Origin of the sequence: Thiohalophilus sp. (genome assembly GCF_034521165.1) — a bacterium.
In the GTDB taxonomy this organism is placed as follows: domain Bacteria; phylum Pseudomonadota; class Gammaproteobacteria; order UBA6429; family Thiohalophilaceae; genus Thiohalophilus.
Window position 1 is genome coordinate 133839 of the sequence record NZ_JAXHMV010000011.1, and the last position, 26132, is coordinate 159970.

Annotated in this window: 25 protein-coding genes and 1 pseudogene; 8 read left to right on the top strand and 18 right to left on the bottom strand. The window is 59.8% G+C overall.

Annotated features, from left to right (window positions below; translation table 11 throughout):
• Positions 1–71: 71 nt before the first annotated feature.
• The gene (locus U5K34_RS10900) at positions 72–269 is read right to left on the bottom strand and encodes an Alvin_2107 family globule sulfur oxidation protein (protein ID WP_322568417.1); all 198 of its coding nucleotides are present in this window, start codon (positions 267–269) and stop codon (positions 72–74) included.
• A 411-nt stretch (positions 270–680) separates the two neighbouring features.
• Between U5K34_RS10900 and U5K34_RS10905 the strand changes: the two genes are divergently transcribed.
• The 8 genes from U5K34_RS10905 to egtD all read left to right on the top strand — a co-directional run bounded on the left by U5K34_RS10905 (position 681) and on the right by egtD (position 8085).
• Positions 681–1115 carry a tetratricopeptide repeat protein gene (locus U5K34_RS10905; RefSeq protein WP_322568418.1) on the top strand — a complete coding sequence of 145 codons (435 nt, stop codon included), beginning with the start codon at positions 681–683 and terminating at the stop codon, positions 1113–1115.
• Between the two features lie 195 nt (positions 1116–1310).
• Complete coding sequence (locus U5K34_RS10910; RefSeq protein ID WP_322568419.1) at positions 1311–2354, top strand: AAA family ATPase; 1044 nt, start codon at positions 1311–1313, stop codon at positions 2352–2354.
• Positions 2355–2374: 20 nt separating this feature from the next.
• Positions 2375–3760 carry a DUF2201 family putative metallopeptidase gene (locus U5K34_RS10915; protein WP_322568420.1) on the top strand — a complete coding sequence of 462 codons (1386 nt, stop codon included), beginning with the start codon at positions 2375–2377 and terminating at the stop codon, positions 3758–3760.
• A gap of 12 nt (positions 3761–3772) precedes the next feature.
• A complete protein-coding gene (locus U5K34_RS10920; RefSeq protein ID WP_322568421.1) occupies positions 3773–4903 on the top strand; it encodes a hypothetical protein in 1131 nt (376 codons plus the stop codon).
• Between the two features lie 5 nt (positions 4904–4908).
• Positions 4909–5472, top strand: a complete 564-nt coding sequence (locus tag U5K34_RS10925; RefSeq protein WP_322568422.1) for a hypothetical protein — start codon at positions 4909–4911, stop codon at positions 5470–5472.
• Positions 5469–5735, top strand: a complete 267-nt coding sequence (gene grxC / locus U5K34_RS10930) for a glutaredoxin 3 (RefSeq protein WP_322568423.1) — start codon at positions 5469–5471, stop codon at positions 5733–5735. Before U5K34_RS10925 ends, grxC begins: the two co-directional genes overlap by 4 nt.
• 86 nt (positions 5736–5821) lie before the next feature.
• Positions 5822–7120 (top strand): ergothioneine biosynthesis protein EgtB, encoded by a 1299-nt coding sequence (gene egtB, locus U5K34_RS10935; RefSeq protein WP_322568424.1) that lies wholly within the window; start codon positions 5822–5824, stop codon positions 7118–7120.
• Complete coding sequence (egtD, locus tag U5K34_RS10940; protein ID WP_322568425.1) at positions 7120–8085, top strand: L-histidine N(alpha)-methyltransferase; 966 nt, start codon at positions 7120–7122, stop codon at positions 8083–8085. Before egtB ends, egtD begins: the two co-directional genes overlap by 1 nt.
• Positions 8086–8177: 92 nt before the next feature.
• On the opposite strand, the gene U5K34_RS10945 is transcribed toward egtD, so the two are convergent.
• The 17 genes and pseudogenes from U5K34_RS10945 to mnmA form a co-directional block, all read right to left on the bottom strand.
• On the bottom strand, positions 8178–8501 hold the full coding sequence (locus U5K34_RS10945; protein ID WP_322568426.1) for a Na+/H+ antiporter subunit G: 324 nt from the start codon (positions 8499–8501) through the stop codon (positions 8178–8180).
• A 5-nt stretch (positions 8502–8506) separates the two neighbouring features.
• Entirely contained in the window at positions 8507–8776 is a 270-nt protein-coding gene (locus U5K34_RS10950; protein ID WP_322568427.1) for a K+/H+ antiporter subunit F, read from the bottom strand.
• Entirely contained in the window at positions 8773–9264 is a 492-nt protein-coding gene (locus U5K34_RS10955) for a Na+/H+ antiporter subunit E (protein ID WP_322568428.1), read from the bottom strand. The genes U5K34_RS10950 and U5K34_RS10955 overlap by 4 nt, the downstream gene beginning before the upstream one ends.
• Complete coding sequence (locus U5K34_RS10960) at positions 9261–10766, bottom strand: monovalent cation/H+ antiporter subunit D (protein ID WP_322568429.1); 1506 nt, start codon at positions 10764–10766, stop codon at positions 9261–9263. Before U5K34_RS10960 ends, U5K34_RS10955 begins: the two co-directional genes overlap by 4 nt.
• Positions 10763–11089 carry a Na+/H+ antiporter subunit C gene (locus U5K34_RS10965; protein ID WP_322568430.1) on the bottom strand — a complete coding sequence of 109 codons (327 nt, stop codon included), beginning with the start codon at positions 11087–11089 and terminating at the stop codon, positions 10763–10765. Before U5K34_RS10965 ends, U5K34_RS10960 begins: the two co-directional genes overlap by 4 nt.
• Positions 11089–13903: pseudogene (locus tag U5K34_RS10970) on the bottom strand (monovalent cation/H+ antiporter subunit A). The gene U5K34_RS10965 and the pseudogene U5K34_RS10970 overlap by 1 nt, the downstream one beginning before the upstream one ends.
• A gap of 104 nt (positions 13904–14007) precedes the next feature.
• Positions 14008–14382, bottom strand: a complete 375-nt coding sequence (locus U5K34_RS10975; protein WP_322568431.1) for a hypothetical protein — start codon at positions 14380–14382, stop codon at positions 14008–14010.
• Positions 14383–14401: 19 nt separating this feature from the next.
• Positions 14402–16264 carry a M61 family metallopeptidase gene (locus tag U5K34_RS10980; RefSeq protein WP_322568432.1) on the bottom strand — a complete coding sequence of 621 codons (1863 nt, stop codon included), beginning with the start codon at positions 16262–16264 and terminating at the stop codon, positions 14402–14404.
• Between the two features lie 16 nt (positions 16265–16280).
• Complete coding sequence (locus U5K34_RS10985) at positions 16281–17129, bottom strand: hypothetical protein (protein WP_322568433.1); 849 nt, start codon at positions 17127–17129, stop codon at positions 16281–16283.
• Positions 17130–17202: 73 nt separating this feature from the next.
• Positions 17203–17733, bottom strand: a complete 531-nt coding sequence (locus tag U5K34_RS10990; protein WP_322568434.1) for a hypothetical protein — start codon at positions 17731–17733, stop codon at positions 17203–17205.
• Between the two features lie 9 nt (positions 17734–17742).
• Positions 17743–18183: a GNAT family N-acetyltransferase gene (locus U5K34_RS10995; RefSeq protein ID WP_322568435.1), complete on the bottom strand. Its 441-nt coding sequence runs from the start codon at positions 18181–18183 to the stop codon at positions 17743–17745.
• Positions 18170–19339: a cupin domain-containing protein gene (locus tag U5K34_RS11000; protein ID WP_322568436.1), complete on the bottom strand. Its 1170-nt coding sequence runs from the start codon at positions 19337–19339 to the stop codon at positions 18170–18172. The genes U5K34_RS10995 and U5K34_RS11000 overlap by 14 nt, the downstream gene beginning before the upstream one ends.
• Before the next feature lie 5 nt (positions 19340–19344).
• Positions 19345–20712: an adenylosuccinate lyase gene (gene purB, locus U5K34_RS11005; RefSeq protein ID WP_322568437.1), complete on the bottom strand. Its 1368-nt coding sequence runs from the start codon at positions 20710–20712 to the stop codon at positions 19345–19347.
• A 250-nt stretch (positions 20713–20962) separates the two neighbouring features.
• Positions 20963–21157: a hypothetical protein gene (locus U5K34_RS11010; RefSeq protein WP_322568438.1), complete on the bottom strand. Its 195-nt coding sequence runs from the start codon at positions 21155–21157 to the stop codon at positions 20963–20965.
• 154 nt (positions 21158–21311) lie between these two features.
• A complete protein-coding gene (acnA, locus tag U5K34_RS11015) occupies positions 21312–23975 on the bottom strand; it encodes an aconitate hydratase AcnA (protein WP_322568439.1) in 2664 nt (887 codons plus the stop codon).
• 338 nt (positions 23976–24313) lie between these two features.
• Complete coding sequence (gene hflD, locus U5K34_RS11020) at positions 24314–24931, bottom strand: high frequency lysogenization protein HflD (protein ID WP_322568440.1); 618 nt, start codon at positions 24929–24931, stop codon at positions 24314–24316.
• Positions 24928–26028, bottom strand: a complete 1101-nt coding sequence (gene mnmA / locus U5K34_RS11025; RefSeq protein ID WP_416224087.1) for a tRNA 2-thiouridine(34) synthase MnmA — start codon at positions 26026–26028, stop codon at positions 24928–24930. Before mnmA ends, hflD begins: the two co-directional genes overlap by 4 nt.
• Positions 26029–26132 lie beyond the last annotated feature (104 nt).

Here is a 26132-nt window from a genome sequence, read left to right on the forward strand (position 1 = left end):
CCTGAAAAAGCCGGGCACAAAAAAAAGCGGGCCGAAGCCCGCTTTTTTATTGTTACTTTTCAAAGAGCGTCTTACTTTTTGACCCACTTGGAAAAGTTATCGGTGTTCTTGGCCTTGCCGTCTTCAAAACCGGCACTGTAGGCTTCGGTCACCCGCTGTTCTTCCCGCCCGGGGTTGTGCAGGTAGCCTCCTTGCCAGCCCTGGATGTACTCGGGGTCAACGCCCATTTCTTCCATTTTGGTGACGGTGTCATAATAGTCTTGGTTCATGAGAGTCTCCTCTATGTTCAGCAGATTAACGCAAGTTCAGTAATATCAAGTAGTAGCTTCCAGCCCACGGGGCTTTCAACCGTCGAGGGCCAGAGCGAAATTCAATCAGCGACACCCTGTCGCGCGCTGCGCCTGACCGTGCACAATGGCCGCGGAATATACCAGAGTCTGGCGCGTAAATCCCGTTTTTCCGCCGATTCGCGCTCATTTTCGCCACCCCGGATTGCCAGTGACAACCCGGCAGACGCCAGCGTGGCAGTAGTGTACAAAAACCCTGATTTATCACGTATATCCCCATAGAGGGAGGCCCTGGTATCAAAGGGAATAATAACCCAGTACGTGACTAGGTTAAGTAAATCAGGATATACTCGCAGGTTCACGTACACCGAACCGGATTGGAGAGCATTGCACATGTCCGACTTTAACAGCACCGAAGAAGTGGAATTTTCCAGCGCGATGTCGGCCTTCGAGGCCAAGCACTTCTCGCGCGCCATGCCGATGCTGATGCCGTTCGCCGAAAAGGGCGACGCCGAGGCGCAGCACCGGGTGGCGATCATGTATCAGAACGGACTGGGTGTGGTGCGCAGCGACGAACAGGCGCTCAAATGGATGCGCGCCGCCGCCGAGCAGGGCCACGCCCTGGCCCAGCACGGCATGGGCTTCATGTACCTGGAAGGCGAGTGCGTCGACAAGGACGAGGCCCAGGCCGTGGAGTGGTTCCGCAAGGCCGCCGAACAGGGCCTGGCCGGCTCCATGACCACCCTGGCGATGATGTACGAAGAAGGCAAGGGCGTCCCGCAGGACGCCGAACAGGCCAAACAATGGTACGCCAAAGCCGGATTCTGAGAGAGTTGTAAATGTAACGCGGAGAACGCAAAGACGCAGAGGACGCAAAGGACTTAATGTAATGTTGAATTTTGAATTACAGAGAAGCCCACAGTTAAAATTCAACATTAAAAATTATTTTATCTTTGCGTTCTCTGCGTCTTTGCGTCCTTTGCGTTAATTAAGTTTGTATCTAATTGAGATGGTAGTAAGTTTATGCGTCCTGCACATTTGGTATCCGTACTCGATAAGGAATTTCTCAGCGCCCGCGAGGGGCAACACACGCCGGTGATGATCTGGGGGCCGCCCGGGGTGGGCAAGTCGCAGATCATCGCCCAGATCGCGGAAAAACATCAGGTGCCGTTGATCGATATTCGTCTGTCACAGATGGAACCCAGCGATCTGCGCGGGATTCCGTTTCGCAACGGCGAGACGGTGGAGTGGGCGGTGCCGGCGATTTTGCCCGATGCCGAACGTCACGGTCCCCAGGGTATTCTGTTTCTGGACGAGATTACCTCGGCCACGCCGAGTGTCTCGGCGGCGGCCTATCAGTTGATTCTGGATCGGCGTCTGGGGGAATACGAGATCCCCGATGGCTGGGCGATCTTCGCCGCCGGCAACCGCCAGGGCGATCGCGGCGTCACCTATACCATGCCGGCGCCGCTGGCCAACCGTTTTTCGCATTTCGAGTTCGAGGTCAACCTGGACGACTGGGTGGCCTGGGCCTATCAGCACGGTGTGGATGAACGGGTCATCGCCTTCGTCCGTTTTCGCCCCGAACTGCTGTTTGAATTCGATCCGGCCCACAACCCGATGGCATTTCCCTCGCCGCGTTCCTGGGAGTTCGCCAGCCGTGCCCTGCACAAGTTCGAACATCACAATGACATTCGCCTGGGGACCTTGCAGGCCTGTGTCGGCCCGGCCGCCGGCATCGAGCTGAACGCCTTTATCAACAATCTGGATCAGCTGCCGGATATCGACGCCATCGTGCGCGGTGAGCCGGTCTCGGCGCCCAAAGAGATCGATCTGCAGTACGCGGTGGCCGCCTCATTAGTCGGCCGGGCGATCAAGGCGAAGGAGAGCGAGACGGCGCAGCAGGTTCATGGCAACATCATCGAGTATGCCAGTGCCTTCCCGCAAAAGGAGATGGGCGTGATGCTGGTCTCCGACATGCACCGGGCCATCGGCCAGGAGCTCTTCAGCGTGCCACAATTCGCCCGATGGTCCAACGAAGTCGCCGATGTAATGCTGTATAACTGAGACTGATCGTCAAGACGTTTATGAGCGAGCAGGATCTGGACACCAAGCTGGCCGCCGCGCGGACCAGGCTGATCATCGACAAGCCATTTCTCGGCGCGCTGGTCTTGCGTCTGCCGATGGTCAAGGGCGATCCCGCCTGGTGCAAGACCACGGCCACTGATGCGCGCAAGTTCTACTACAACGCCGAATACATCAACGATCTGAGTCTGGCCCAGACCCAGTTCGTTCTCGCGCATGAGGCGCTGCACTGCGCGCTGTCCCATTTCGCCCGGCGCCAGCACCGGGTGCGCCATCGCTGGGATCTGGCCTGTGACTTTGCGATCAACCCGTTACTGATCAAGGACGGTTTGACGCCGCCCCCCAATGCGCTTTACCAGCCGATGTTCGACGGCATGACCGCCGAAGAGATCTATCCCATGCTGGATGATTTCGAGAACGAGACGCCGCAGGATCAGCACGTTTACGACGAGTCCGACGCGGACGGCGAGGATCCGCAGGGTGACATGGAACCGCCGACCGAAACCCCTTCGTCCCCGCAGGACCAGCCGAGCGAACAGGGTGGCGATAACGACGAGCAGGAACCCGATTCACAGCCCAACGAGGGCCAGGGCGGGAACAGTGACACGGATGACGATAGCAACAGCGAATCCGACGGCAACGGGACGAGCCCGCAGCTCGACGAAGACGAAATCAAGGGCGGTGGTTCGAGTCCGGAGCCGGATGAATCCGACTCGCCCGAAGGGGCCCCACAGCCCGCGCCACTGTCACACAGCGAACGCGAGGCGCTCAGTGTCCAGTGGAAACAACGCCTGGCCGGGGCGGCCCAGTCAGCCATGCAGGCCGGCAAGCTGGGCGATGACATGGCGCGCCTGGTGGATTTCTTATTGCAGCCGGAGCTGCCCTGGCGTTCGCTGCTGGCGCGTTACATGAGTTCCGTGGCCCGCGACGATTACAGTTATACCCGACCCAACCCGCGGCGCGGCGATCCGGCGGTGTATCCGAGCCTGCGCAGTCAGCAGGTGGATATCGTGGTGGCGATCGACACCAGCGGCTCCGTCTCCGATGGCGAGATCCAGGCGTTCATCTCGGAAATCGATGCCATCAAGGGCCAGATGCGCGCCCGCATCACGCTGGTCGCCTGTGATTCCGAACTGGCCGAAGAGGGCCCCTGGGTGTATGAGCCATGGGATGAATTCACCAAACCGGTGTCGATCAAAGGCGGCGGCGGGACCTCGTTCGTGCCGGTGTTCGAATGGGCCGAGCGCCAGGATCGCTATCCGGAACTGCTGATCTACTTTACCGATGCCGAGGGACAGTTCCCCAAAACCGAGCCGGGCTTCCCGGTGATCTGGCTGGTCAAGGGCAAGACGCCGGTGCCCTTTGGCCAGCGTATCCAGCTGAACTGATATAATAGACGCATGGAACTGTCCAACGAAGACGCACTGCGCCTGAATGTGCTGCTCAACCAGGATCTACAGGCGATCCGCATCGATGAGTCGAAGATGATCGTCTATGGCCTGTCCGACAAGGGCGAGGCGACGATTCCACTCAATCCCAATTGCCGTGACGAGCAGTACATCAAGCGGGTCAAGGAGTTGATCTCCACCCACGTGCTGGGCTCGCCGGGCGGCTATCCGGTGTTTCTGCGCCGCTGGACCCGCATGGGTCAGACCAAAGACAAAAGCCTGGACAAGCTGCTGCAGCTGGGCGAGTCCGAGGCCGTGGTGGCGGTGGTGCATGCCGAGGGGCTGAGCGACGATCTGGCCCGGCGCGCCTGGTGGGCCATGCCCAACTCGGAAAATGCGCGCTGCATGCTGCGTCGCGAGCAGGTGGTGGAGGGCGAGATGGGTCCGGTGCTGGCCGATTTTCTGCTCGAGTTTCTGCCGTTCGAGGAAGAACCGCGGGATATCGTCGAGTCGGTGCGGCTGGTATTGCAACCGGGCCTGGTGGACGAGACCACCCGACAGGATCTGTGGGCCAAAGGGCAGCGCAAGAACGCCTACCTGGTCGGGTTTTTGAAAACCCTGCCGGATGCCTTGCCCGAGTCGGCCGCGCCGCATCCACAGCTGGAGGCGGCGTGCGCCGCCCTGACGCCGCTGATTGAAGAAGGCAACCCGGCAGCCCGCCAGCTGCAGCGCACCCTGGATGCGCCCGGCCAGGCGTTTCTCAAGACCGCCAGCCAGGTGATGAAAAAGCCGGCCAACCAGGACGTGGTGGTGGCCCTGCTGGAGGCGATTGAAGACTATTTTGCCGATTTGCATCCCGGCTGCGCGCCGTGTCGCGAGGTCGACCGCGTGCTGGCCAACGCCCGTCAGTGTTGCGAGGATCCCCGCCAGTTACCCGCGCCGGCGCGCGAGGTGCACGACGCGTTGCCCGACGCGCATCAGCCGTTGCTCGAATCGGCACTGGTGCTCTCGCAACTGGGGGTGCCGGTGATCAATCCGATTTTTGCCGTGACCGATGCCATCGGCTCGGTGATGCGGCGCAAGATCGAGCCGGTCAGCCAACCGTTTTTCGAACACGCCAGCCGGCTGCTCGGCCAGTCCTGAGACTCATGGGGCTTCAGTTTTCCCGAGTGGCCGCCTCGTTCGTTGTCCAGGTTTCCCGACCGGTGCTGGAACAACACATGGTGGCCAGCCCCGAGGTGGTGGGAGAGGAACTGGCCCGGCAGGTGGCCCTGTATGCCCAGCAAAACAGCCTGGGCTACTATCCGGCACTGGACTATTTCCTCGAACATGGTGGTGTCGATGCCGAACTGCTCAATGCCGTCGAAAGCATGACCTGGCTGGTCACCGGTCTGGTGCGCGAAGAGATCAAGACCCGTCTGCGACCGGTGTTTTCCAATATCCGCTTCGAATCGATTCAGACGCTCGCCTATACCATGCCGAGCGTGCGCCCCGGGCAGAACAATACCTTGCTGCGTCTGGGCGAACACTTCACGCCCGATCGGGTCAAGGTGGCCATCGTTGCCACGTCCATTCGCCATCGCGATACCCCGGAAACCGCGGTGAAAATGGCCGAACGGATGATCTGGCGCTGGTTGCATGAACACTTCGAGAAGATCGAAATCACCCATACCCGTTATCTGCCACCGGACGAGGACGACTCGAACTCATGAGCCGGGTTCAGATGTACTGCACCAAAGCCTGTCCCTACTGCCAGCGTGCCGAACAGCTGTTGCGCAAACGCGGTATCCGGTTTGAAAAGATCCGTGTCGATTTGGCCAAAGGTAAATTGCGTGAAATGCTCAAACGCAGCCGGCGCGATACCGTCCCGCAGATCTTTATTAACGATCACCACATCGGTGGCTATGATGAACTGGCCAGACTGGATAAACGCGGCCAGTTGCAGAAACTCGTGGGGAAAAAGGTCAAACCTTGACCTTTGTCTGTCGTTTGTCATGATTCAATGGTAATGTTTTGCGATACGATGAATCGATAAACAGATAAAGATTGCAGGGGATTAGCATGGCCGTGACGCCAAAATCCACCGAGCTCCGGATCGAGCCCGACACAGAGCCTCAGAACAACACCGATTGGCGTTCGGCCTATCAACGGGTACGCAAGGCCAGTGAGCTGATCTGTGAGCCGTTGATGATCGAGGATTATGGTGTGCAGACCATGGCGAATGTCAGCCCGCCCAAGTGGCATCTGGCACACGCAAGCTGGTTTTTCGAAACCTTCCTGCTCAAGCCGTACCTGGACGGTTACCGGGAGTTTCATCCCGATTACGCACGCCTGTTCAACTCCTATTACGAACAGGTCAGCGCCTGTCATCCGCGCCCGCAACGCGGCCTGTTATCCCGACCTACAGTCGAGGAAGTCTACTCTTACCGCACCCACGTCGATGAAGCGATGTTGCGTCTGATTGAATCGCCACGGATGAGTGAGCCGCAAATTCAGGGGCGTTTACTCACGGGCCTCAATCACGAACAGCAACACCAGGAATTGCTGCTCACCGATATCAAACACATTCTCGGTATGAATCCCCTGCGTCCCGCCTATCGGGAAATTGAGACGCCGGCGGGGAGCGAACAACCGCTCGAATTTGTTCGCTTTACCGGCGGCCTGAAAAAACTCGGCGCCGACGAGGGCGATTTTGCGTATGATAACGAGCGGCCCCAGCACGATATCTGGCAACCGCCGTTTCGCATCGCCTCGCGTCCGATCACCAACGGCGAATACATCGACTTCATCGAGGATGGCGGTTATCTGCGCCCCGAGTTATGGTTGGCCGACGGCTGGGACGCCATCAAGAAAGGACAATTTCATACCCCGCTGTACTGGGAGAATCGTGACGGTCAGTGGTGGTACTATACGCTGGGCGGCATGCAGCCGGTCGATCTCCATGCCCCGGTGGCGCATGTCAATTATTTCGAAGCCAACGCCTATGCCAGCTGGGCCGGCAAGCGCCTGCCGACCGAGGCCGAGTGGGAAACCGCGGCCGAGAACCTGCCGGTCAAAGGCAACCTGCGCAGTCGCGGTTATCTGCAACCGGTTGCTGGCGAGGGAAACGAGCAAGGCGTGATCAAGCTGTATGGCGATGTCTGGGAATGGACCCGGAGTGCTTACGGCCCGTATCCCAAATACCAACCGGTCGACGGCGCGCTGGGCGAATACAATGGTAAATTCATGTGCGGCCAGTATGTGCTGCGCGGCGGCTCCTGTGTCACACCGGCCGACCATATCCGTCGCACCTATCGCAACTTTTTCTATCCCGGCGATCAATGGCAGTTTTCCGGGATACGCCTGGCGGAGGACATCTGATGTCGAAGATGCCTGCAGTTTATTATTATGACGAACACCCGCCGGAAGCGGATTTTTATGCCGAGGTGATCGACGGTCTCAAGCATCGGCCGCGGCGGATTTCGCCGAAGTTTTTTTACGACGAACGCGGCTCTGAACTGTTCGACGCCATCTGTCGTACCGAGGAATATTATCCCACCCGCACCGAACAGGCGCTGTTGCAACAGCATGCCGGCGAGATCGCCGGGCTGATCGGCGAACGCTGCCTGTTGATCGAGCCGGGCAGCGGCAACAGCGAAAAAGTGCGGCTGCTGCTGGATGTCCTGCACCCAAGCGCCTATCTGCCGATGGATATCTCGCGTGATTTTCTCTATCAGGCGGCCGATCAGGTGGCACAGGAATACCCCTGGCTGGAAGTGCACGCGGCCTGCGTCGATTTTACCGCGCCGCTGAGCCTGCCGTATTGTCCACCGGCTACCCGTAAATTGATCTTTTTTCCCGGCTCCAGCATCGGCAACTTCGAGCCCGAGCAGGCCGAAGTCTTTTTACGTAACCTGACTTCCGTCGCCGGAGCACAGGGCAGTCTGTTGATCGGCGTGGATCTGAAAAAAGATCCGGCGATTCTCAATGCCGCCTATAACGACCGTGCCGGCGTGACCGCGGCGTTCAACCTGAATTTATTGCACCGCATCCGGCGTGAACTGGATGCCGAGCTCGATCCCGGCCTGTTCGAACACGATGCCTGGTACAACGACACGTTGGGCCGGGTTGAAATGCACCTGGTCAGCCAGCAGGCCCAGCAACTGAAGATCGATGGCCAGCTGTTCGAGTTCGACAAGGACGAAACCATCCATACCGAAAGTTCCTACAAATACACCGTCGAGGAATTCATCGACCTGGCGGGACGCGCGGGTTTCACCAGCCGCCAGGTCTGGACCGACCCTGACAATTTATTCAGTCTGCACTATTTTGACGTTGGAGACTGAATAATTTTGAATTCTGAATGTTGAATTTTGAATTAAATGCAAATCAGTAATTTAAAATTCAGCATTCAAAATTATATCGTCGCGCCTCTGCGTTAGTCTCTTTTGTCTTCGCTTTGTGGCGGTTTGGCGAGGGAGCGCAGTTGCAGGTGCAGGGCGGCTTTGGAGAGCAGGTGGGCGCTGACCGGGGCGGTGATGAACAGGAACAGGGTGACCAGGATTTCGTGCAGGCTGAGTTCGTCGCCACGACTGAAGTAGAGTGCCGAGGCGAACAGGAGGCTGCCGACGCCCAGCGTGGTGGCCTTGGTGGGGCCGTGCAGGCGGGTATAGAAATCCTTCAGGCGCGCCAGCCCGAGCGAGCCGATGAAGGTGAAGGCGGCGCCGATGAGGATCAATGCGGAAATAATCGTTTCGACCATGATAGTTACTCGATGATGTCGCCGCGTAGCAGGTATTTGCACAGCGCCACGGTGCCGACAAAGCCCATCAGGGCAATCAACAGTGCCGCTTCGAAATAGATATTGCTGGCTGAGTAGATGCCGAACAGGACCAGCAGTGCGATGGTGTTCACGTACAGGGTGTCCAGGGCCAGAATGCGATCCGGCATATCCGGTCCGAAGAGTAATCGCCACAGGTTCAGCAAAACGGCGATGGAAACCAGTGCAAACGCAATCGGGATGACGGTTTCAATCATGATTCGAACACCTCCTTGATGGGCGCTTCATAACGCTGCTTGATTCTGTTGACCATCGCGTCGGTATCGGTTTCGTGCAGCGCATGCACGATCAGACAACGTCGATCCTCGCTGAGCTTCGCCGAGACGGTACCGGGGGTCAGGCTGATGGTGTTGGCCAGCAGGCTGATGGCCAGATCGGTGCGTAAATCCAGGGGCAGCTCGACAAAGTGCGGCTGCAGGTGTTTCGGCTGACCCAGTATCAGTCGCGCCACGGTCAGGTTGGCCACCACGATATCGAACAACACGATAACGATAAACCGCAGCAGTACCAGCGGCCGGGCAATGCGTACCGGCTCCGGCCAGAAGTGACGGGTAAACAGCGGAATCGCCCAGCCGAACAGCAGTCCCAGCAGCAGGTGGCCGGGCGCGAAGCTGTTCACCAGCAGCATCCAGATCAGCGCCAGCGACAGGGTCAGGACCGGGTGGGGTAGCCAGTGTTGCTTCATGTGCCGCCGCCTCCCAGTACCGCCTGGATATAAATCTCCGGTTGCAGTAATTGTTCAGCGATAACGCGGGTGATGGCATCGACCGGCCCGGCGGCGATCATCAGCCCGAGACACAGGAGCATCAGCCCCAGCGCCGGGATCAGTTCCGGCCAGAGCTGGCCGGTGGCGGTCCCGTGTTCGGCCGGATGCGAACGATAGAGAATCACGCTGCCGGAACGGGCCAGGGCGATAATGGTCAACAGGCTGCCACCCAGGACAATGGCCAGGACCCAGGCCGTGGCGGCCGGCGTATCGAGCGCGGCGCGCAGGATCAAAAACTTGCCAACAAAGCCCGACAGTGGCGGCAGTCCGGCGACCAGGATGGCCACAATAAAGAAGAGTCCGCCCAGCAGGCGTCGATCGGCCAGCCGGGCGTGGGGCACGATATGGTCGTCATGCTCGCCGCGGCGGCGGGCCAGGCTGTCCGCCAGCAGGAAAAAGGCCGCCCCGGCAAAGGTGGTGTGCGGCAGGTAATAGAGCCCGGCCGCGATGCCGTTAACGCCGCCCAGGGCAAACGCGGTCAGCAGGGTGCCCACCGAGATGACCACCAGCCAGGCGACCTGGCGGCGCAATTCGGTGCTGGCCATGACGCCCAGCGTGCCCAGCACCAGGGTCAACAGCGCCAGCGGTAACAGCCAGGCGTCGAGCAAATCCGACATGGCGCCGTTGCCGTACAGCAGCACATCCAGACGCAGGATGCCGTAGGCGCCGACCTTGGTCATGATGACAAACAGGGCGGCGACCGGGGCGGTGGCGGCCGAGTAGGCGGCGGGCAGCCACAGGTGCAGGGGGACCAGTGCCGCCTTGAGGGCAAAGACCCCGAACAGCAGCAGTCCGGCCAGGCGCGCCAGGCTCTGCTGATCGGCGCTGGCCCGGCTGATCTGGACCGCCAGGTCGGCCATATTGAGCGTGCCGAAGGTGCCGTAGAGGGTGCCGACGGCGAACAGAAACAGGCTGGAACCGGCCAGGTTGAGGACCACAAAGTGCAGGCCGGCGCGGCTGCGGCGCGGACCGCTGCCGTACAACAGCAACCCGTAGGAGGCGAGCAGCAGAATTTCGAAAAACACGAACAGGTTGAACAGATCGCCGGTCAAAAAGGCGCCCTGCAGACCAAACAGTTGCAGTTGAAACAGCACATGAAAATGCCGCCCGGCCTGATCGCCGCCGCGCAGGGCATAGAGCAGGGCGAACAGCGCCAGCAGGGCGGTAATCAACACCATCCAGGCGGCCAACGGATCGGCCACCAGCACGATGCCGAAGGGGGCCTGCCAGTTGCCCAGCGCATAAACCCGCAATGGCCCCCCGAGCACGCTCTGCAACAGCAGCAGGGCCACGCCCACCTGGGCCAGTACCGCGATCAGGCTCAGGCTGCGTTGCCAGTGAAACGCCGTGCGGCGCAGCAGTAACAGCACGATGCCAGCCACAAGCGGCAGGAGAATTGGCGCGATGACCAGATGATTCATTCGCGCTCTCCGTCCACGTGGTCGTTACCCAGTTCCGCCCGGGCCTTGAGCGCCAGCACGATGACAAAGGCGGTCATGCCGAAGCTGATGACGATGGCCGTCAGCACCAGCGCCTGGGGCAGCGGATCGGCGTACTGGCTGACGGCCTCGTCGATTACCGGCGGGCGGCCAATGGTCAGCCGCCCCATGGCAAACAGGAAGACATTGACCGCGTAGGAGAGCAGGGTCAGCCCGAGTACCACCGGGAAGGTCCGTCCGCGCAGCATCATATAAACGCCGCAGGCGGTGATTATGCCAATCAACAGGGACAACAGGGCTTCCATCAGTGCGCCTCCTCGTGCCGGGAATTTGCACTTTCATCATCACTGTGCAACAGGCCGATGAAAATCAGAATCAGCAGTGTGGCACCCACCACCGTCAGATAAACCCCCAGGTCGAACAGCATGGCCGAGGCCAGCTCGAAGTCGCCGACCACGGGCCAGTGGACATGGGTGAAGGTCGAGGTCAAAAACGGATAACCGAACAGCCCGCTGCCCAGCCCGGTCAGGGTCGCCAGCAGCAGGCCGGCGGCGATCACCGGATGCATGTTGGCCGGCAGACGGGCCCGGGTCCAGCGGACCCCGTTGGCCAGGTACTGGGTAATCAACGCCACGGCCGTGACCAGGCCGGCGATAAAGCCGCCGCCGGGCAGGTTATGGCCGCGCAACAGGATAAACAGGGAGACCAGCAGCGCCAGTGGCAACAGCACGCGGGTCAGGGACGCCATGATCGCCGGGTGAACATCCGGGTTCCAGGGGCGGCCGCGCCGATCCCTGTCGGGGCCGGCCAGCTGCAATCGTTGGAGCATCGTATAAATCCCCAGCGCCGCCAGTGCCAGCACGGTAATTTCGCCGAGTGTGTCAAAACCACGGAAGTCGACCAGAATGACATTGACCACATTGGTGCCGCCGCCACCGCTGACACTGTTGGCCAGGAAATAGTCGGAGATACTGTCAAACGGGCGGGTCAGCACGGCCCAGCTCAGCAACGTGGCGCCACCGCCGGCGGTCAGCGCCAGCACCAGATCGCGCCCGCGGCGCAGCCAGCTCGATTCCGGCGCCTGTTGCTGGGGCAGGTAAAAGAGGGCCAGCAACAACAGCACGATGGTGACGATTTCCACTGACAACTGGGTCAGAGCCAGATCCGGCGCGGAAAACTTGATGAAGATCAGCGCCACGATCAGGCCGACCGCGCCCATCACCGTCAGACTGATCAGGCGCCGCCGATGCAGTACTACCGTGCCAATCGCCGCGGCGATCAAGACCAGCGCCGCCACCAGGCTGACCCCGTCCAGCGGCAGAATTTCGGCGCTGCCACGCAGGGCCGCCCCCCCGGCCACAAAGCCCGCGATGCCCAGTACCAGGGCGGCGGCGACGAACCACGCCAGCATGCGTTGCAGCGAACCGATATCGGTCAGCCCGGTCACCGTTCGGGCCAGGGCGTTGAGGGTGCCCAGCACAAAATCGAAAACCTTGCTGGCCTGCAGGTAGGGCAGCAACACCCGATCGTGAAAGCGAAACAGGGGATAGCGCACGCTATAGACCAGCCCGCCGCCCAGCAGGGCAATGATGCTCATCCACAAGGCCGGACTGAAACCGTGCCAGATCGCCAGATTAAAGTGCGGCAGCGGGGTTTGCAGCACGCCCTGGGCGGCGATGCGCAGCAGCGGTTCCACCGTCAGCGTCGGCACAATGCCGACCAGCAGACACAGGGCGACCAGCATTTCCACCGGCACTTTCATCCAGCGTGGCGGCTCGTGCGGTGTTTTGGGCAGTTCGAGTGGTTCGCCGTTGAAAAAGACATCGTGGATAAACCGGAACGAATAGGCGAAGGCGAAGATCCCCGACAGGGTGACCAGCGCCGGCAGCCACCAGCCCAGTTGGAAATAGGTTGCGGCGCTGACCGCTTCGGCGAAAAACATTTCCTTGGACAGGAAACCGTTCAGCAATGGTACCCCGGCCATGGCGCCGGCGGCGACCATTGCCAGCAGGGCGGTATGCGGCATGTATTTCCACATGCCGTTGAGCTGACGCATATCGCGTGAGCCGGTTTCGTGATCGATGATGCCGGCCGCCATGAACAGCGACGCCTTGAAGATGGCGTGATTAATGATGTGAAACACCCCGGCCACCGCCGCCAGTGGCGTGCCGATGCCGAACAGCAGGGTAATCAGCCCCAGATGGCTGATGGTGGAATAGGCCAGCAGCCCTTTGAGATCATGTTTGAACAGCGCAAAGATGGCGCCGACCAGCAGGGTGGCCAGGCCCACGCCGCCCACCAGCCAGGACCATTCGGGCGTTTGCGACAGGGCCGGGAAGAACCGCGCCAGCAAAAACACGCCGGCCTTGACCATGGTCGCCGAATGCAGATAGGCCGATACGGGCGTGGGCGCCGACATGGCATTGGGCAACCAGAAATGGAACGGAAACTGGGCGGACTTGGTAAAGGCGCCGAGCAGAATCAGGATCAATACTGTCAGATGCTGGGGATGATCCTGAATGATGTGTCCGGACTTGAGAATGACCGACAACTCGTAACTGCCGACGATCTCGCCGAGCAGTACAAACCCCCCGAGCATGGCCAGCCCACCGGCGCCGGTGATCGCCAGTGCCATGCGTGCCCCGCTGCGCGCATCGCTGCGCTCCTGCCAGTAGCTGATTAACAGAAAGGAGGAGAGGCTGGTCAGTTCCCAGAAGATCAACAACTGGATGATGTTTTCCGACAGCACGATGCCGAGCATGGCACCCATGAACAGCAGCAGGTAGGCGTAGAAACGACCCATGCAATCCCGTTCGGACAGGTAATACCGGGCATAGAGAATGATCAGCAGGCCAATGCCGAGGATCAGCAGGGCAAACAGCAGACCCAGCCCGTCGAGGCGAAAGACCAGGTCCAGACCGATCGCCGGCATCCAGCCCAGACGCTGGATGATGATGGCGCCGTCGGCGACCGGGCGCCATCATGGGCCACAGCTGGAACAGGGCAACGATTACCACCACCCCGGAGAGCCAGGCCGAATGCAGACGCCCCAGGCGGGCGATGCCGGCTGCCAGCACTGCGCCGACAAAGATTGTGAGTACCAGTCCCAGCAGACTCATGGGGCGCGTTTTATCCTTTTACAGACAACGGGTTTTTAACCCGCTGAACATAACGGTCTAGGGTTGTTGTGGCGCAATGCATCGCACAATACCACAAGCGCCACTCATGTGCCTGTATGCGGCGGTATGGCCGGGGCGTTCATTGGTCGTTTTTCATACAGATACAACCAGCCTTTGATAATGCGATAGACGACCCAGAAAAAGGTGGCGGCCAGGATCAGCCAGCCGATCAGAATATACACGCCGATGGCGCCGATAACGAGGCCGAGCAGGCTGATCCAGAAGGTGCGTATCTGCCAGCGAAAGTGGGATTCCAGCCAGGTGCCGCGCACGTCTTCCAGTTTGACATAATTGATAATCACGGCGATCACATAGGTGATGGCCGTGATATAGGTCAATGCCTGCAGCAAATAAACGATGTGCGTCAGCTTGATCAGGTTATCGAGCGGATCACGGTATGGATCGTAAGTCGGTTGCATGGGGCGAATGTTGTTATTGTTACTGGTTGATGGCCGCGCTGGTGGCCTGGGTGTCCCGGTTCTGTCCCAGCCAGCGTTCGCGGGCCAGGGATTGCCGGGTGCTCGACTGGGTCTTGATGGTCAAATAGACCGTATCCGCCGGTGCAGGTTCCAGTTCCAGTGGGGTTGCGAACAATTCATCGCGCCGAAAAGCGTGCAATGTCACTGTCGAAGCTGGTGGGTAATCGGCCAGCAGCGTTTCCAGGTTGTTTTTATCCACCTTGATATTGTCACAGGCGATGATTACATCCCCGGCCGACAGGCCCGCCTTTTGCGCGGGGCCATTGTCAAACACCTGACTCAGGCGGGCACCGAGGGGATCATTGACCATGCGCGCCCCGAGCCAGATCGGCGTGCGTTGTTCGGCCAGTTGGGTATCGGCGTTGCCGCCCTTGTCATCGGCATTGCGTGCGGGACGCAGGCAGAAATTGATGCCGGTGTGTTCCAGCAGGCTTTGCAAAGGCGGATCTTCCGTGCCGTGTACATAGCGGGTAAAGAAATCACTCAGATCGGTCCCGGCGATTGCCGCGGCCAGGCGTTCGATCTCGCCTTCGGGCACGCCGATCCCCGGTTTGCCATAGTCCTGCCACAGCCGGCGCATCAGATCATCCAGCGATCGGGCATCGTCGGTATACTGGCGCAGGGTCAGATCCAGCGCCAGGGCGATCAGGGCGCCCTTGGTATAGTAACTGACGATATTGTTCGGTGCGCTTTCGTCCTGTTTGTAGAACTTGCTCCAGGCATCGAAGCTGCTGTCGGCCACGCTCTGTTTGAAACGTCCCGCGCCGCGCCAGACCCGGGTCGCGGTCTGTCCGAGCAATTGCAGATAACTTTCGGTATTGATGACCCCGCTGCGCACCAGCGCCAGCTCGTCGTAATAAGAGGTAATGCCTTCGAAGGCCCATAACTGACGGGTCGGCGTTTCGCGGCTCAGATCATAGGGCATAAAGGTCGCCGGTTTGATCCGCTTGACGTTCCACAGATGAAAGTATTCGTGGCTACACAGGCCGAGGAAGTTGCGATAGTTATCCGTGATCGTGTCCTGGCCGGGCAGCGGCAGATCGTTGCGACTGCACAGCAGGCTGGTGGAACTGCGGTGTTCGAGCCCCCCGTAGCCTTCACCGACCGCCGTCACCATAAACAGATAACGTTCCATCTTCGGCAGCTCGCCAAACATGGCCACATGCGTGTGGCAGATCTTTTCCAGATTCCGACAGAGGCGGGGCAGATCGGCGCGATGCTTGCCGGTGATCGCGATATCGTGCGCTACGCCGGCCACCTCGAAACTGGCCAGATCAAAACAGCCCATCTCCACCGGGTGATCGATCAATTCATCGTAGTTGGCCGCCTGATAACGGCCGAAGTCGTACAGCGGTGCATCACGGCGCGGCAGGGTCGTGGCGACGCGCCAGTTTTGATACGCCTCACCCTCGGGACGCTGGAGGGTCACCTGGCAGGGTTGATCGGTCTGACCCTCGATGGCAACAAACACCGTGGTGCCGTTGAAATAGGCATGCGTGGTATCCAGGTGGGCACCGCGGACCGACAGATCCCAGGCATAGACTTCATATTCTATATAGAGCGGCGTGTCGCAGGCGGCCACTTCCCAGGTGGCCTTGTCGTGTTTGACGACGGTCAGCGGATGGCCCTGGTCGTCGCTCGCGCGAAGCCGGACCACACTTTTGGCAAAATCCCGAATCATGTAACTGCCGGGGATCCAGCTGGGCATGCTCAGGCGTTGGCCGGCGGGATCCGGCTGTTCGATGGTGCATTGCACACGAAACAGGTGGGCCTCCAGAGAGAGCGGAGTGACCGTGTAGCTGACAGGGAAACGCTGATTCACAACAACCTCGAACGGATTACGGCTGAACTTCGATTTTAACAAAAACCCGTTGCCGTTGTTCCTCCTCGCGACGGGTGGAGCGGGTGATACCGCTCTGGCGGCTGCGCAGCGTTTCCAGACTGCCGCCTAGTTCGACCCATTCACCCAGGCGGGTGCGGATGGTGGTTTCCATCGCGCTGAGATTGATTCGCCCGCCACCGGATTCACTGACCGAGGCCCGCTGCGGGCGAATATACAGCTGGACCTGTTCCCCGTTGAGTTGCGGACGGATCTGGAAACCGCGGGTCACATTCTGGTAACGGGTGCTGCGGGTGACGGTGCCGTCCGGGTTGGTGGTCTGCTCGGTGATCGGCACCGCCTGACCGGTGCGGATCGTGGCCCACTGACCTTCCTGTACGCGAATGGTCTGTGCCGCCGGCTCCCGGCTGCGGGAGCGCGTGCTGTAGACCTGCCCGCCACCGCTGGCGCCGCCTTCAACCTGCTGGCCGCTGTCGATCACAATGCTCTGTTCGTCGCCGGGCGTGCCGCCGCGCACTTCGACCGAATCATTGCCGATGCGCCCCTGCACGGCAATCGCCTGTTCGGCCCTGACCGCCTCGGTATCGGTCGAAACATACACGGTCAGTTGCCGCAACGCCGTATCCAGCTCCGACAGCAGCGATTTGATCTCGTCGATGTTTTTCCCGGTGGAACGAATGATCAGGCGGTAATCCTTGCCGGTGACACTGCCGCCGTCGACCACGAACGGTTTGACCAGCGGCACCACCTCATCGGCCGGGCGGTGGCGCAAATCGATCACCTCCAGTTCCATCGAGTCGGAAAATGCCGGTTGGCTAACCAGCATACCAAGCAATAGCACTGGCATCAGGCTGAGTTTCTTGATTAAACAGGAAGTCGTATTCACTTTGCGTACTCTGCGTCTCTGCGGTGAAAAAAATTTACAAATAAAGCCGTCGGGCGTCGGTTGGTACCTGGCTCTGTTCCCATACCTCGTTAAAGTGGTGCAACAGATAACGGGCCAGTTTGGGATCGTTGTAATTGACGATACCTTCATAACGGTCGGCGAGTTTGCGTTGCAGCACGGCGCGCTGATCCACAATAAAAAAAGTTTCGTTGTATTCGGCGTAATCCTTGTGAATGACCCGGATCTCCATCGAGCTGCTGAGATGGCGGGACAGTTCAATCAACCGATGGCCGTGTTTGACCAGGGGTTCGATATCGCGTAACAGAATACGCACCCGCGACTGGGGATGCCGGCTGGCCAGGCGGCGTACGGCCGTGCTGAATTCCGGGCGATCGTAAAGCTTGCCATCGAGATACCACGTATAGATATCCAGGGAGCGCCGGCCCTTGTCGATCATATTCAGCAGGGCCTGGTAATTGTCCCGGGTGTCGCTGACGATCAGCTCCCCCGTTTCCTCGCCGATATCGGCCCGGGTCAGGGTTGGGTTCTCATCACTGTCTGTCATGTCTGAATTCTAGTCGATCCGGTCCAATTCCAGAACCATTCTGCGGTGCGGGATGCCGGCGTCCATGAAGGTGCTGCCAATGGCGTGAAAACCGGCTTTGGCATAAAAATCCATCGCCGTAAGCTGGGCATTCAGAAAAACCTGTGGCAGGGCCCGTTCACGGGCAAGCTCCAGCAGACGTTGCAGCAGGGCCATGCCAATTCCGTGCTGACGCCAGGCGCGAAGCACCGCCATGCGACCGATATGGCCGTCAGGCAGCAGTCGGGCCGTGGCCACGGGCATCGTGTCGACACGGGCCAGCAGATGGCTGGCCGGCTCATCCAGCCCGTCCCATTCAAGTTCTTCCGGGACCTGTTGCTCCTCGATAAATACCCGCCGGCGAATCGATTCGATGGCGGTGCGGGCCTCGGCAAACGTGACGGTCTCGATCGTCCAGTCAGTCGGCTTCATCGATGAGTATCACCCCGGTATTGATCAGATCCGTCAGCAGCTGGATAAACGTCGTGTTTTGCTGCCATTGCGGCACGCTGTCCAGCGCGTAAACATCGTGATCGCAGAGCCATTGCACCTGTTCGAGCAGGCCCGGATCCAGTCGCAACAGGTGTCCGGCGGCAAACAGGATCAGTTGACCCGCCTGCTGTGTGTAAATCAAACGCGCCCAGGGATTGCGTACCAGTACCGGTTGTTGTGCGAGCGTCTGCTTCACCGTGTCGGGCGATAGCGGGCTCTCCAGTGGCAGTACGGCATCATGTTGTTTGGCTTCGGTCAAAAAACAGCCCAGCCATTCATTCAGCTTTGCATCGGGTATCGCTTCCAGGCGCAGGATCGCCCGCAGCCCGGCCAGCGATTGGCTGTCAATGTGAGCCGGATGATCGGGCAGGTCACGACCGGGATCGGTATAGAACCGCTGACTTTGCCGGGCTTCCACATAATCATCCGCGTAACTGCCGATCAGCTGGGCATAGGCGGGAGCACGAAAGCCGACGGAGACGGTCATACATTCGCCCTCGGCAATGCCATGGTGGGCGACGCCCGGTGGCAGGTAGAGCATGTCACCGGGTTCGAGCAGCCACTCCTGTTCAGTGTCGAACTGTTTGAGGATATGCAGGGGAATATCCGCGATGAAATTGTCATCCGTGACCGGCTGGGTGTTGATGCGCCAGCGACGCCGGCCGTGAGTTTGCAGCAAAAAGACATCGTAATTATCGACATGCGGGCCGACCGAACCCTGGTCGGCCGCGTAGCTGATCATCACATCATCGATGCGCCAGTCGGGAACAAACCGGAAATGGTGCAGCAGTTGACTGACCTGGGGAATGTATTTGTCGACATCCTGAACCAGCAGGGTCCAGTGCGAGTCGGGCAGATTGGCAAAGCGTTCGGCATCGAACGGCCCGTTTTCCAGGTACCAGGGATGCGGGCCGTCTTTTTCCAGGATCAGGCGGGATTCGATATCGGTCTCGCAGGCCAGGCCGGCCAGTTCATCGGGAGACAGGCTGAATGGCGCCGGATCCAGCGCCTGGCGGATGAGCCGCGGTTGTTGTTGCCAGTAATCCTGTAAAAAACCGGCAGCGGAGAGTTGGCCGAGCGGAGCGCGTGCGGCCATGGCGGTCAGATGCCGTTGGCCTGGTTGACCGCGTTGCCGATGTAGCTGGCCGGGGTCATTTCGAGCAATGGCTGTTTGGCGTGTTCGGGAATCTCCAGGCGCTGGATAAACTCACGCATGCCCTCGGCCGTGATGCGCTGGCCGCGGGTCAGCTCCTTGAGTTTTTCATAGGGCTTTTCGATCCCGTAACGGCGCATGACCGTTTGAATCGCCTCGGCCAGCACTTCCCAGTTGTCGTCCAGCACCTGTTGCAGGCGAGCGTCGTTGACTTCCAGCTTGCTCAGGCCACGCAGGGTCGATTGATAGGCAATTAACGAATGGGCAATACCGACCCCCAGGTTGCGCAGCACGGTGGAGTCGGTCAAATCGCGCTGCAGGCGGGAGACCGGCAGCTTGGCGCCGAGGTGATCGAACAGGGCATTGGCAATGCCGAGGTTGCCTTCGGAATTTTCGAAATCGATCGGGTTCACTTTATGCGGCATGGTGGAGGAGCCCACTTCACCGGCCACCGTCTTTTGTTTGAAAAAGCCCAGCGAAATATAGGCCCAGATATCGCGATCCAGATCCAGCAATACGGTATTGAAGCGGGCTGTCGCATCGAAGAACTCGGCGATATAGTCGTGCGGTTCAATCTGAATGGTGTAGGGATTCCAGTCGAGATCCAGCGAGGTGACAAATGCTTTGGCAAATGCCGGCCAGTCCACTTCCGGATAGGCGGCCAGGTGCGCGTTGTAATTGCCCACCGCGCCGTTGATCTTGCCCAGCATGGGGACGGCCGCGATTTGCTGGCGCTGGCGCTGGAGCCGGGCGACGAAGTTGGCCAGTTCCTTGCCCACTGTCGTCGGTGAAGCCGGTTGGCCGTGCGTGTGCGAGAGCATGGGAATCGCGGCAAAGCGATGCGCCAGTTCGCGACAGGTGTCAATCAGTTCATCCAGTTGCGGCAGCAGGACCTGATTGCGCGCCTCGCGCAGCATCAGGGCATAGGCGAGGTTATTAATGTCTTCGGAGGTACAGGCGAAATGGATGAATTCACTGACCGCTTCCAGCTCGTCATTGCCGGCGATCTTTTCCTTGAGAAAATACTCCACTGCCTTGACGTCGTGGTTGGTGGTTTTCTCAATATTCTTGACCCGTTGCGCATCCTCGACACTAAAGTCATCAATGATGCCCTCGAGAACCTTGCGGGCATGGTCGGAGAAGGCAGGCACCTCGGCAATCGCCTCGCTGGCCGCCAGTTGCTGTAACCAGCGTACCTCCACCAGTACCCGATGGCGAATCAGGCCGTATTCACTGAAGATCGGCTGCAAGTCACGGGTTTTGCCGGCATATCGACCGTCGATCGGGGAAACGGCAGTCAGGCTGGTCAGCTCCATTCGGGCTCCTGTCAGGCTTCGGAAACAGACCCGATTTTACACGATTTGGCGGGAGCTGTCCGCTGTCAGCCTGAGTTACCATACGACCGCACGGATCTATCTATACGCTGTAGGAGGCCAGCCCCCTGGCCGATTGTTTGGGGATGGTGCGATCCTGATGGGTGAATCGCCGAGGGGCTCGGCTCCCACAGGATCATTGGGTTTTAGCCGGGGGTGCCTGCAGGGCAAGGAGGAGTAAATATAAATTTTCTCAACCCGCCAGGCGGTAGATCAGCCCGGGTTTGAACAGCACCTCGTTGGCGGCCAGCTGGTGCAGCGGGCAGCCTTCCTCGTTACACCAGGCCAGGCGATCGTATTCGTAACGATAGCCGTTGTGTTCGATGGTTTTGTAAATCGGTTTGCCCAGATGGGAACCGATGCGGGGTCCGTATTGCACCTGTTTCACGACACTCACTCTCCACATTGATGGTTGGTTCGACATATCAAGCCCTGTCTCGATCTTGTCGGCGCGTTTGGCCGGGGCTTTAATGTTGACCTGTAGACGCCCCGGCCCGGTTTCAACCGGGTCGGGGGCTAATGATGTGGGTAGGCGGGTCGGCTCAGTCAGCCAGCTGGCGCAGGACGTAGTGCAGGATGCCACCGTGGCGGTAATATTCGATCTCCTGCGGGGTATCGATACGGACGATGGCGGTAAACATCACGCTTTTGCCCTGTTCGGGATCGCGGGCAATCACCTCGACATGCCGCGCAGCACCGTCACCCAGGCCGGTAATGGTGAACTCTTCCTCACCGGTCAGCCCCAGCGATTGCGGGGTGTCACCCTCTTTGAACTGTAACGGCAGGATACCCATCCCGACCAGATTGGAGCGATGGATGCGCTCGTAGCTTTCGGCGATCACCGCGCGCACGCCCAGCAGACGCGGACCCTTGGCGGCCCAGTCGCGGGAGGAGCCGGAGCCGTATTCCTTGCCGGCGATGACGATCAGGGGCACCTGTTCGTCATGGTATTTCATCGCCGCGTCGAAGATGCTCATGGTCTCGCCATCGGGCAGATGGCGTGTTACGCCGCCTTCGGTGTCCGGCGCCAGCAGGTTGCGCAGGCGAATGTTGGCGAAGGTGCCGCGCATCATCACCTCGTGATTGCCGCGCCGCGAGCCCAGCGAGTTGAAGTCGCCGGGCGCCACGCCTTTCGATTGCAGGTACTGGCCGGCCGGACTGTCGGCCTTGATGGCCCCGGCCGGCGAGATGTGATCGGTGGTCACCGAATCGCCCAGCAGGGCCAGCACCCGGGCGCCCTCGATCGCGCCGATCGGGGTCAGCTCGCGGCTCATGCCCTCGAAGTAGGGCGGGTTCTGGATGTAGGTGGAGTCGGCCTGCCAGTCGAACAGCTGGCCTTCGGGCGAGCTGAGTTCGCGCCACTCCTGCTCCCCGCGATAGACCTCCTTGTAGGAGCTGGAGAATTCCTCGCTGTTGACGCTCTTGAGAATCAGATCCTGAATCTCTTGTTGTGTCGGCCAGACATCTTTCAGGAATACATCGTTGCCGTCGGCGTCCTGCCCCAGCGGTTCGTGATACACATCGATATCCATCCGCCCGGCGAGGGCATAGATCACCACCAGCGGCGGCGAGGCCAGGTAGTTCATGCGCACCTCGGCATGCACGCGGCCCTCGAAGTTGCGGTTGCCGGAGAGCACCGAGCAGACCGACAGATCGCCTTCGGCAATGGCTTTGGAGACCGGCTCGGGCAACGGGCCCGAGTTGCCGATACAGGTGGCGCAGCCGTAGCCGACGACGTGAAAGCCGAGCGATTCGAGATCGTCCATCAGCTCGGCCTGCTGCAGGTATTCGGTCACCACCCGTGAGCCGGGGGCCAGGGAGGTCTTGACCCACGGTTTGACCTTGAGCCCGCGTGCGTGCGCCTTGCGTGCCACCAGGCCGGCGGCGATCATTACCGAGGGATTGGAGGTATTGGTGCAGGAGGTGATCGAGGCGATGACCACGTTGCCATCCTGCATGGGGACTTCCTCGCCATCGAGGTGCGCGGTAACCGGCTTGCTGCTGATGTTGCGTTCTTCTGTGAGCGCCTTGAGTGCGGTCTCGAATTCGCGCTTGCTGTCGGTCAGGGCGACCCGATCCTGGGGCCGCTTGGGGCCGGCCAGACTGGGCACGACGGTGGAGATATCCAGTTCCACCACGCTGCTGTAGGCCGCGTCGGGCTGGCCGGGCTCGTGGAACAGGCCCTGTTCGCGGGCATAGGCTTCCACCAGGTCGATCTGCCGGGCATCGCGCCCGGTCAGGCGCAGGTATTTGAGCGTTTCGCCATCGATGGGGAAGATACCGCAGGTGGCGCCGTATTCCGGCGCCATGTTGGCGATGGTGGCACGATCGGCCAGGGACAGGTGTTCGAGCCCCTCGCCAAAGAATTCGACAAACTTGCCGACCACGCCGTGCTGGCGCAGCATCTCGACCACGGTCAGGACCAGATCGGTGGCGGTGGCGCCTTCGGGCAGGGCGCCGGTCAATTTGAAGCCGACCACCTGCGGAATCAGCATGGAGACCGGCTGGCCGAGCATGGCCGCCTCGGCCTCGATCCCGCCGACGCCCCAGCCCAGTACGCCCAGGCCGTTGATCATGGTGGTGTGCGAGTCGGTGCCGACCAGGGTATCGGGATAGGCCTGCAGCACGCCGTTGTTCTCGCGCGAGAACACCACCCGGGCCAGGTATTCCAGATTCACCTGGTGCACGATACCGGTGTCCGGCGGCACCACCTTGAAGTTGGAAAAGGCCTTCTGGCCCCACTTGAGAAAACTGTAACGCTCCTGGTTGCGGCGGTACTCCAGCTCGGCGTTGAGCCGGATCGCGTCCTTGTTGCCGAACACGTCGATCTGGACCGAATGGTCGATGACCAGCTCGGCCGGCTGCAGCGGGTTAATTCGCTCCGGATCCCCGCCCAGCTTCTGCATGGCGTCGCGCATCGCGGCCAGATCCACCACCGCCGGCACCCCGGTGAAGTCCTGCATCAGCACCCGCGCCGGGGTATAGGCGATTTCCTGGCACGGCTCGGCCTGCGGATCCCAGCTGGCCATCGCCTTGATATCCTCGGCGCTGACCACCTTGCCGTCCTCGTGGCGCAGCAGATTCTCCAGCAAAATCTTCAGGGAATAAGGCAGCCGCTCGGCGCCCTCGACCGCATCCAGGCGGTAGATTTCGTGATCCTGGCCATTCACGGAGAGCGTGGCGCGGGCGTTGAAACTGTTGCTCATGAAACAGGCTCCTTCGGAGAAAGCGATGATTTTGCCGGTGAATTATTCCCGCAATTATACGTCAAAGCCCGGCTTGCTGAAACAAACGCGACTCTTTTCAGAGGTTCTGGAAGTAACGCAAAGGACGCAAAGACGCAAAGGACGCCAAGAAATAATTCATTGATTGAGGCCGTTACAGGCAGATTGGATACGACGCATTGCTAACCTTTGGTTCTGTGGATGAGTTTAGAGATATATCATGCTGATATATCAGATTTACAATCGTGTCTGAACAAAATATTTAAAATCTTTGCGTTCTCTGCGTCTTTGCGCCCTTTGCGTTACCGTCACCAATCTATCTATTGTCGCAGTAGCTGCTGGGCGGTGTCGATCAGGCGTTTGCGTTTGAACAGGATCTGCCAGCGGCGGCCGCCGAGCTGGCGCCAGAGGACGCCGGCGCGGATACCGGCCAGCAGCAGGGCGCGGATACGGCTGACAGTATCCGGGTTGGAGAGGTATTGCTGTTCGCCGTTGACCATGATCTTGGGCGTGAGGGTGCTGATGGTGTCGCTGTAGATACCGGCCAGGTTGGCCAGCACGTTGGTATGGGTCAGATCATAATGTTCCAGCTGACCACGGACCCGTTCGATGCCGTTGGCGATCTGCTCCAGCATGGCCGGGTTTTTGTTCAGCTTGCCCTGCAGGTGCAACAGCGCGATGACGTAGCGGGCAATTTCGACCTGACGCTGGTTGGCCATCGTCCCCAGCTGATTCACCAGGGCCTGCAAGCCGGTGCGCAGGGTGTCGGGCGGACCAAAAACGTCCTGAACAGAATCGGGATCGGTATTCAGAATACCCTGCAGGCAAAGACGCAGATCGTCTTCATCGTAACGACCGCTGGAAGCGATGTTGTGCACCAGCTGGGCGGCCTGAAACACGGCTGCCAGGGCCAGGACCTGTTCTTCTGTCCGGTTCATGTCTGACTCCGTTGATAATCCTGAATAATACCGCCCCCCAGGCAGACCTCATCCTGATAGAACACGATCGATTGTCCCGGGGTAATGGCCCATTGCGGATCATCGAAAGTGACCTCGCAGATGCCATTGCGTAAAGCGTCGATGGTACAGGCTGTATCGGCCTGGCGATAGCGGGTTCGGGCCGTGCAGCGAAACGGCGCGTCAGGGGATTCAGCGCTGATCCAGTGGAGATCGCCGGCAGTCAGTTGCTGGCTATGGAGCAGGGGATGATCATGGCCGTCGACCACGATCAGAATGTTGCTCTGCAGATCCTTGTCGGCCACATACCAGGTGGCGCCTTCGTGGCCTCTGACCCCGCCGATGCCCAGACCCTGGCGTTGTCCCAGGGTGTAATACATCAACCCTTCATGCCGGCCGAGTCGCTCGCCGTCGGGCGTCTGAATCTCGCCGGGTTGAGCGGGCAGGTAGTGTTTGAGAAACGCCCGAAAATCCCGCTCGCCGATAAAACAGATGCCGGTACTGTCTTTTTTGTTAAAGGTCACAAGCTGTTGCTGTTCGGCAAGGCGGCGGACTTGTGGCTTGTCCAGCTCGCCCACGGGAAACAGGCTTCGGCTCAACTGTTCCTGGTTCAGGGTATATAAAAAGTAACTCTGATCCTTGTTGTGATCCTTGCCACGCAAGAGTTGATAGTGGCCATCCTGCTCCCGGATACGGGCATAGTGGCCGGTGGCAATTTTTTCGGCTCCCCGGGCGAGGGCGTAATCCAGGAAGGCGCGGAACTTGATCTCCCGGTTACAGAGGATATCCGGGTTAGGGGTGCGTCCGGCGCCGTATTCCTGCAGAAAATAACTGAATACCCGATCCCAGTACTGGTCGGCGAAATTGACGCCCTGCAATGGGATGTCCAGTGCCTCGCAGACCTGCTGTGCGTCCTTGAGATCGTCTTCCGCGGCGCAGTGATCATCGACATCGTCGCCTTCCCAGTTTTTCATGAACACCCCGTGCACGGCATAGCCCTGCTGTTTTAACAACAGTGCCGCCACCGACGAATCCACGCCGCCGGACATACCTACGATGATGTTCATTGCTGGCATAATTTTGATGACTTGCTGGTTGTTTTATAAAACCACCGAAACGCCGAAGTCACTGGATACACTGAAAGATAATGCTTGATATTGATCAGTGACAGCAGTAACCGTCG

What these genes read in the sequence shown, in the direction of transcription:
- U5K34_RS10915 (WP_322568420.1), top strand. Translation starts at nt 2,375, where the DNA reads ATGAGCGAGCAGGATCTGGACACCAAGCTGGCCGCCGCGCGGACCAGG.
- U5K34_RS10960 (WP_322568429.1), bottom strand. Translation starts at nt 10,766, where the DNA reads ATGAATCATCTGGTCATCGCGCCAATTCTCCTGCCGCTTGTGGCTGGC.
- U5K34_RS10955 (WP_322568428.1), bottom strand. Translation starts at nt 9,264, where the DNA reads ATGAAGCAACACTGGCTACCCCACCCGGTCCTGACCCTGTCGCTGGCG.
- acnA (WP_322568439.1), bottom strand. Translation starts at nt 23,975, where the DNA reads ATGAGCAACAGTTTCAACGCCCGCGCCACGCTCTCCGTGAATGGCCAG.
- U5K34_RS10920 (WP_322568421.1), top strand. Translation starts at nt 3,773, where the DNA reads ATGGAACTGTCCAACGAAGACGCACTGCGCCTGAATGTGCTGCTCAAC.
- U5K34_RS10990 (WP_322568434.1), bottom strand. Translation starts at nt 17,733, where the DNA reads ATGACAGACAGTGATGAGAACCCAACCCTGACCCGGGCCGATATCGGC.
- U5K34_RS10965 (WP_322568430.1), bottom strand. Translation starts at nt 11,089, where the DNA reads ATGGAAGCCCTGTTGTCCCTGTTGATTGGCATAATCACCGCCTGCGGC.
- U5K34_RS10950 (WP_322568427.1), bottom strand. Translation starts at nt 8,776, where the DNA reads ATGATTGAAACCGTCATCCCGATTGCGTTTGCACTGGTTTCCATCGCC.
- U5K34_RS10910 (WP_322568419.1), top strand. Translation starts at nt 1,311, where the DNA reads ATGCGTCCTGCACATTTGGTATCCGTACTCGATAAGGAATTTCTCAGC.
- hflD (WP_322568440.1), bottom strand. Translation starts at nt 24,931, where the DNA reads ATGAACCGGACAGAAGAACAGGTCCTGGCCCTGGCAGCCGTGTTTCAG.
- U5K34_RS10945 (WP_322568426.1), bottom strand. Translation starts at nt 8,501, where the DNA reads ATGGTCGAAACGATTATTTCCGCATTGATCCTCATCGGCGCCGCCTTC.
- purB (WP_322568437.1), bottom strand. Translation starts at nt 20,712, where the DNA reads ATGGAGCTGACCAGCCTGACTGCCGTTTCCCCGATCGACGGTCGATAT.
- U5K34_RS10925 (WP_322568422.1), top strand. Translation starts at nt 4,909, where the DNA reads ATGGGGCTTCAGTTTTCCCGAGTGGCCGCCTCGTTCGTTGTCCAGGTT.
- U5K34_RS10975 (WP_322568431.1), bottom strand. Translation starts at nt 14,382, where the DNA reads ATGCAACCGACTTACGATCCATACCGTGATCCGCTCGATAACCTGATC.
- egtB (WP_322568424.1), top strand. Translation starts at nt 5,822, where the DNA reads ATGGCCGTGACGCCAAAATCCACCGAGCTCCGGATCGAGCCCGACACA.
- U5K34_RS10905 (WP_322568418.1), top strand. Translation starts at nt 681, where the DNA reads ATGTCCGACTTTAACAGCACCGAAGAAGTGGAATTTTCCAGCGCGATG.
- egtD (WP_322568425.1), top strand. Translation starts at nt 7,120, where the DNA reads ATGTCGAAGATGCCTGCAGTTTATTATTATGACGAACACCCGCCGGAA.
- U5K34_RS10985 (WP_322568433.1), bottom strand. Translation starts at nt 17,129, where the DNA reads ATGCCAGTGCTATTGCTTGGTATGCTGGTTAGCCAACCGGCATTTTCC.
- grxC (WP_322568423.1), top strand. Translation starts at nt 5,469, where the DNA reads ATGAGCCGGGTTCAGATGTACTGCACCAAAGCCTGTCCCTACTGCCAG.
- U5K34_RS10900 (WP_322568417.1), bottom strand. Translation starts at nt 269, where the DNA reads ATGAACCAAGACTATTATGACACCGTCACCAAAATGGAAGAAATGGGC.
- U5K34_RS11000 (WP_322568436.1), bottom strand. Translation starts at nt 19,339, where the DNA reads ATGGCCGCACGCGCTCCGCTCGGCCAACTCTCCGCTGCCGGTTTTTTA.
- U5K34_RS10995 (WP_322568435.1), bottom strand. Translation starts at nt 18,183, where the DNA reads ATGAAGCCGACTGACTGGACGATCGAGACCGTCACGTTTGCCGAGGCC.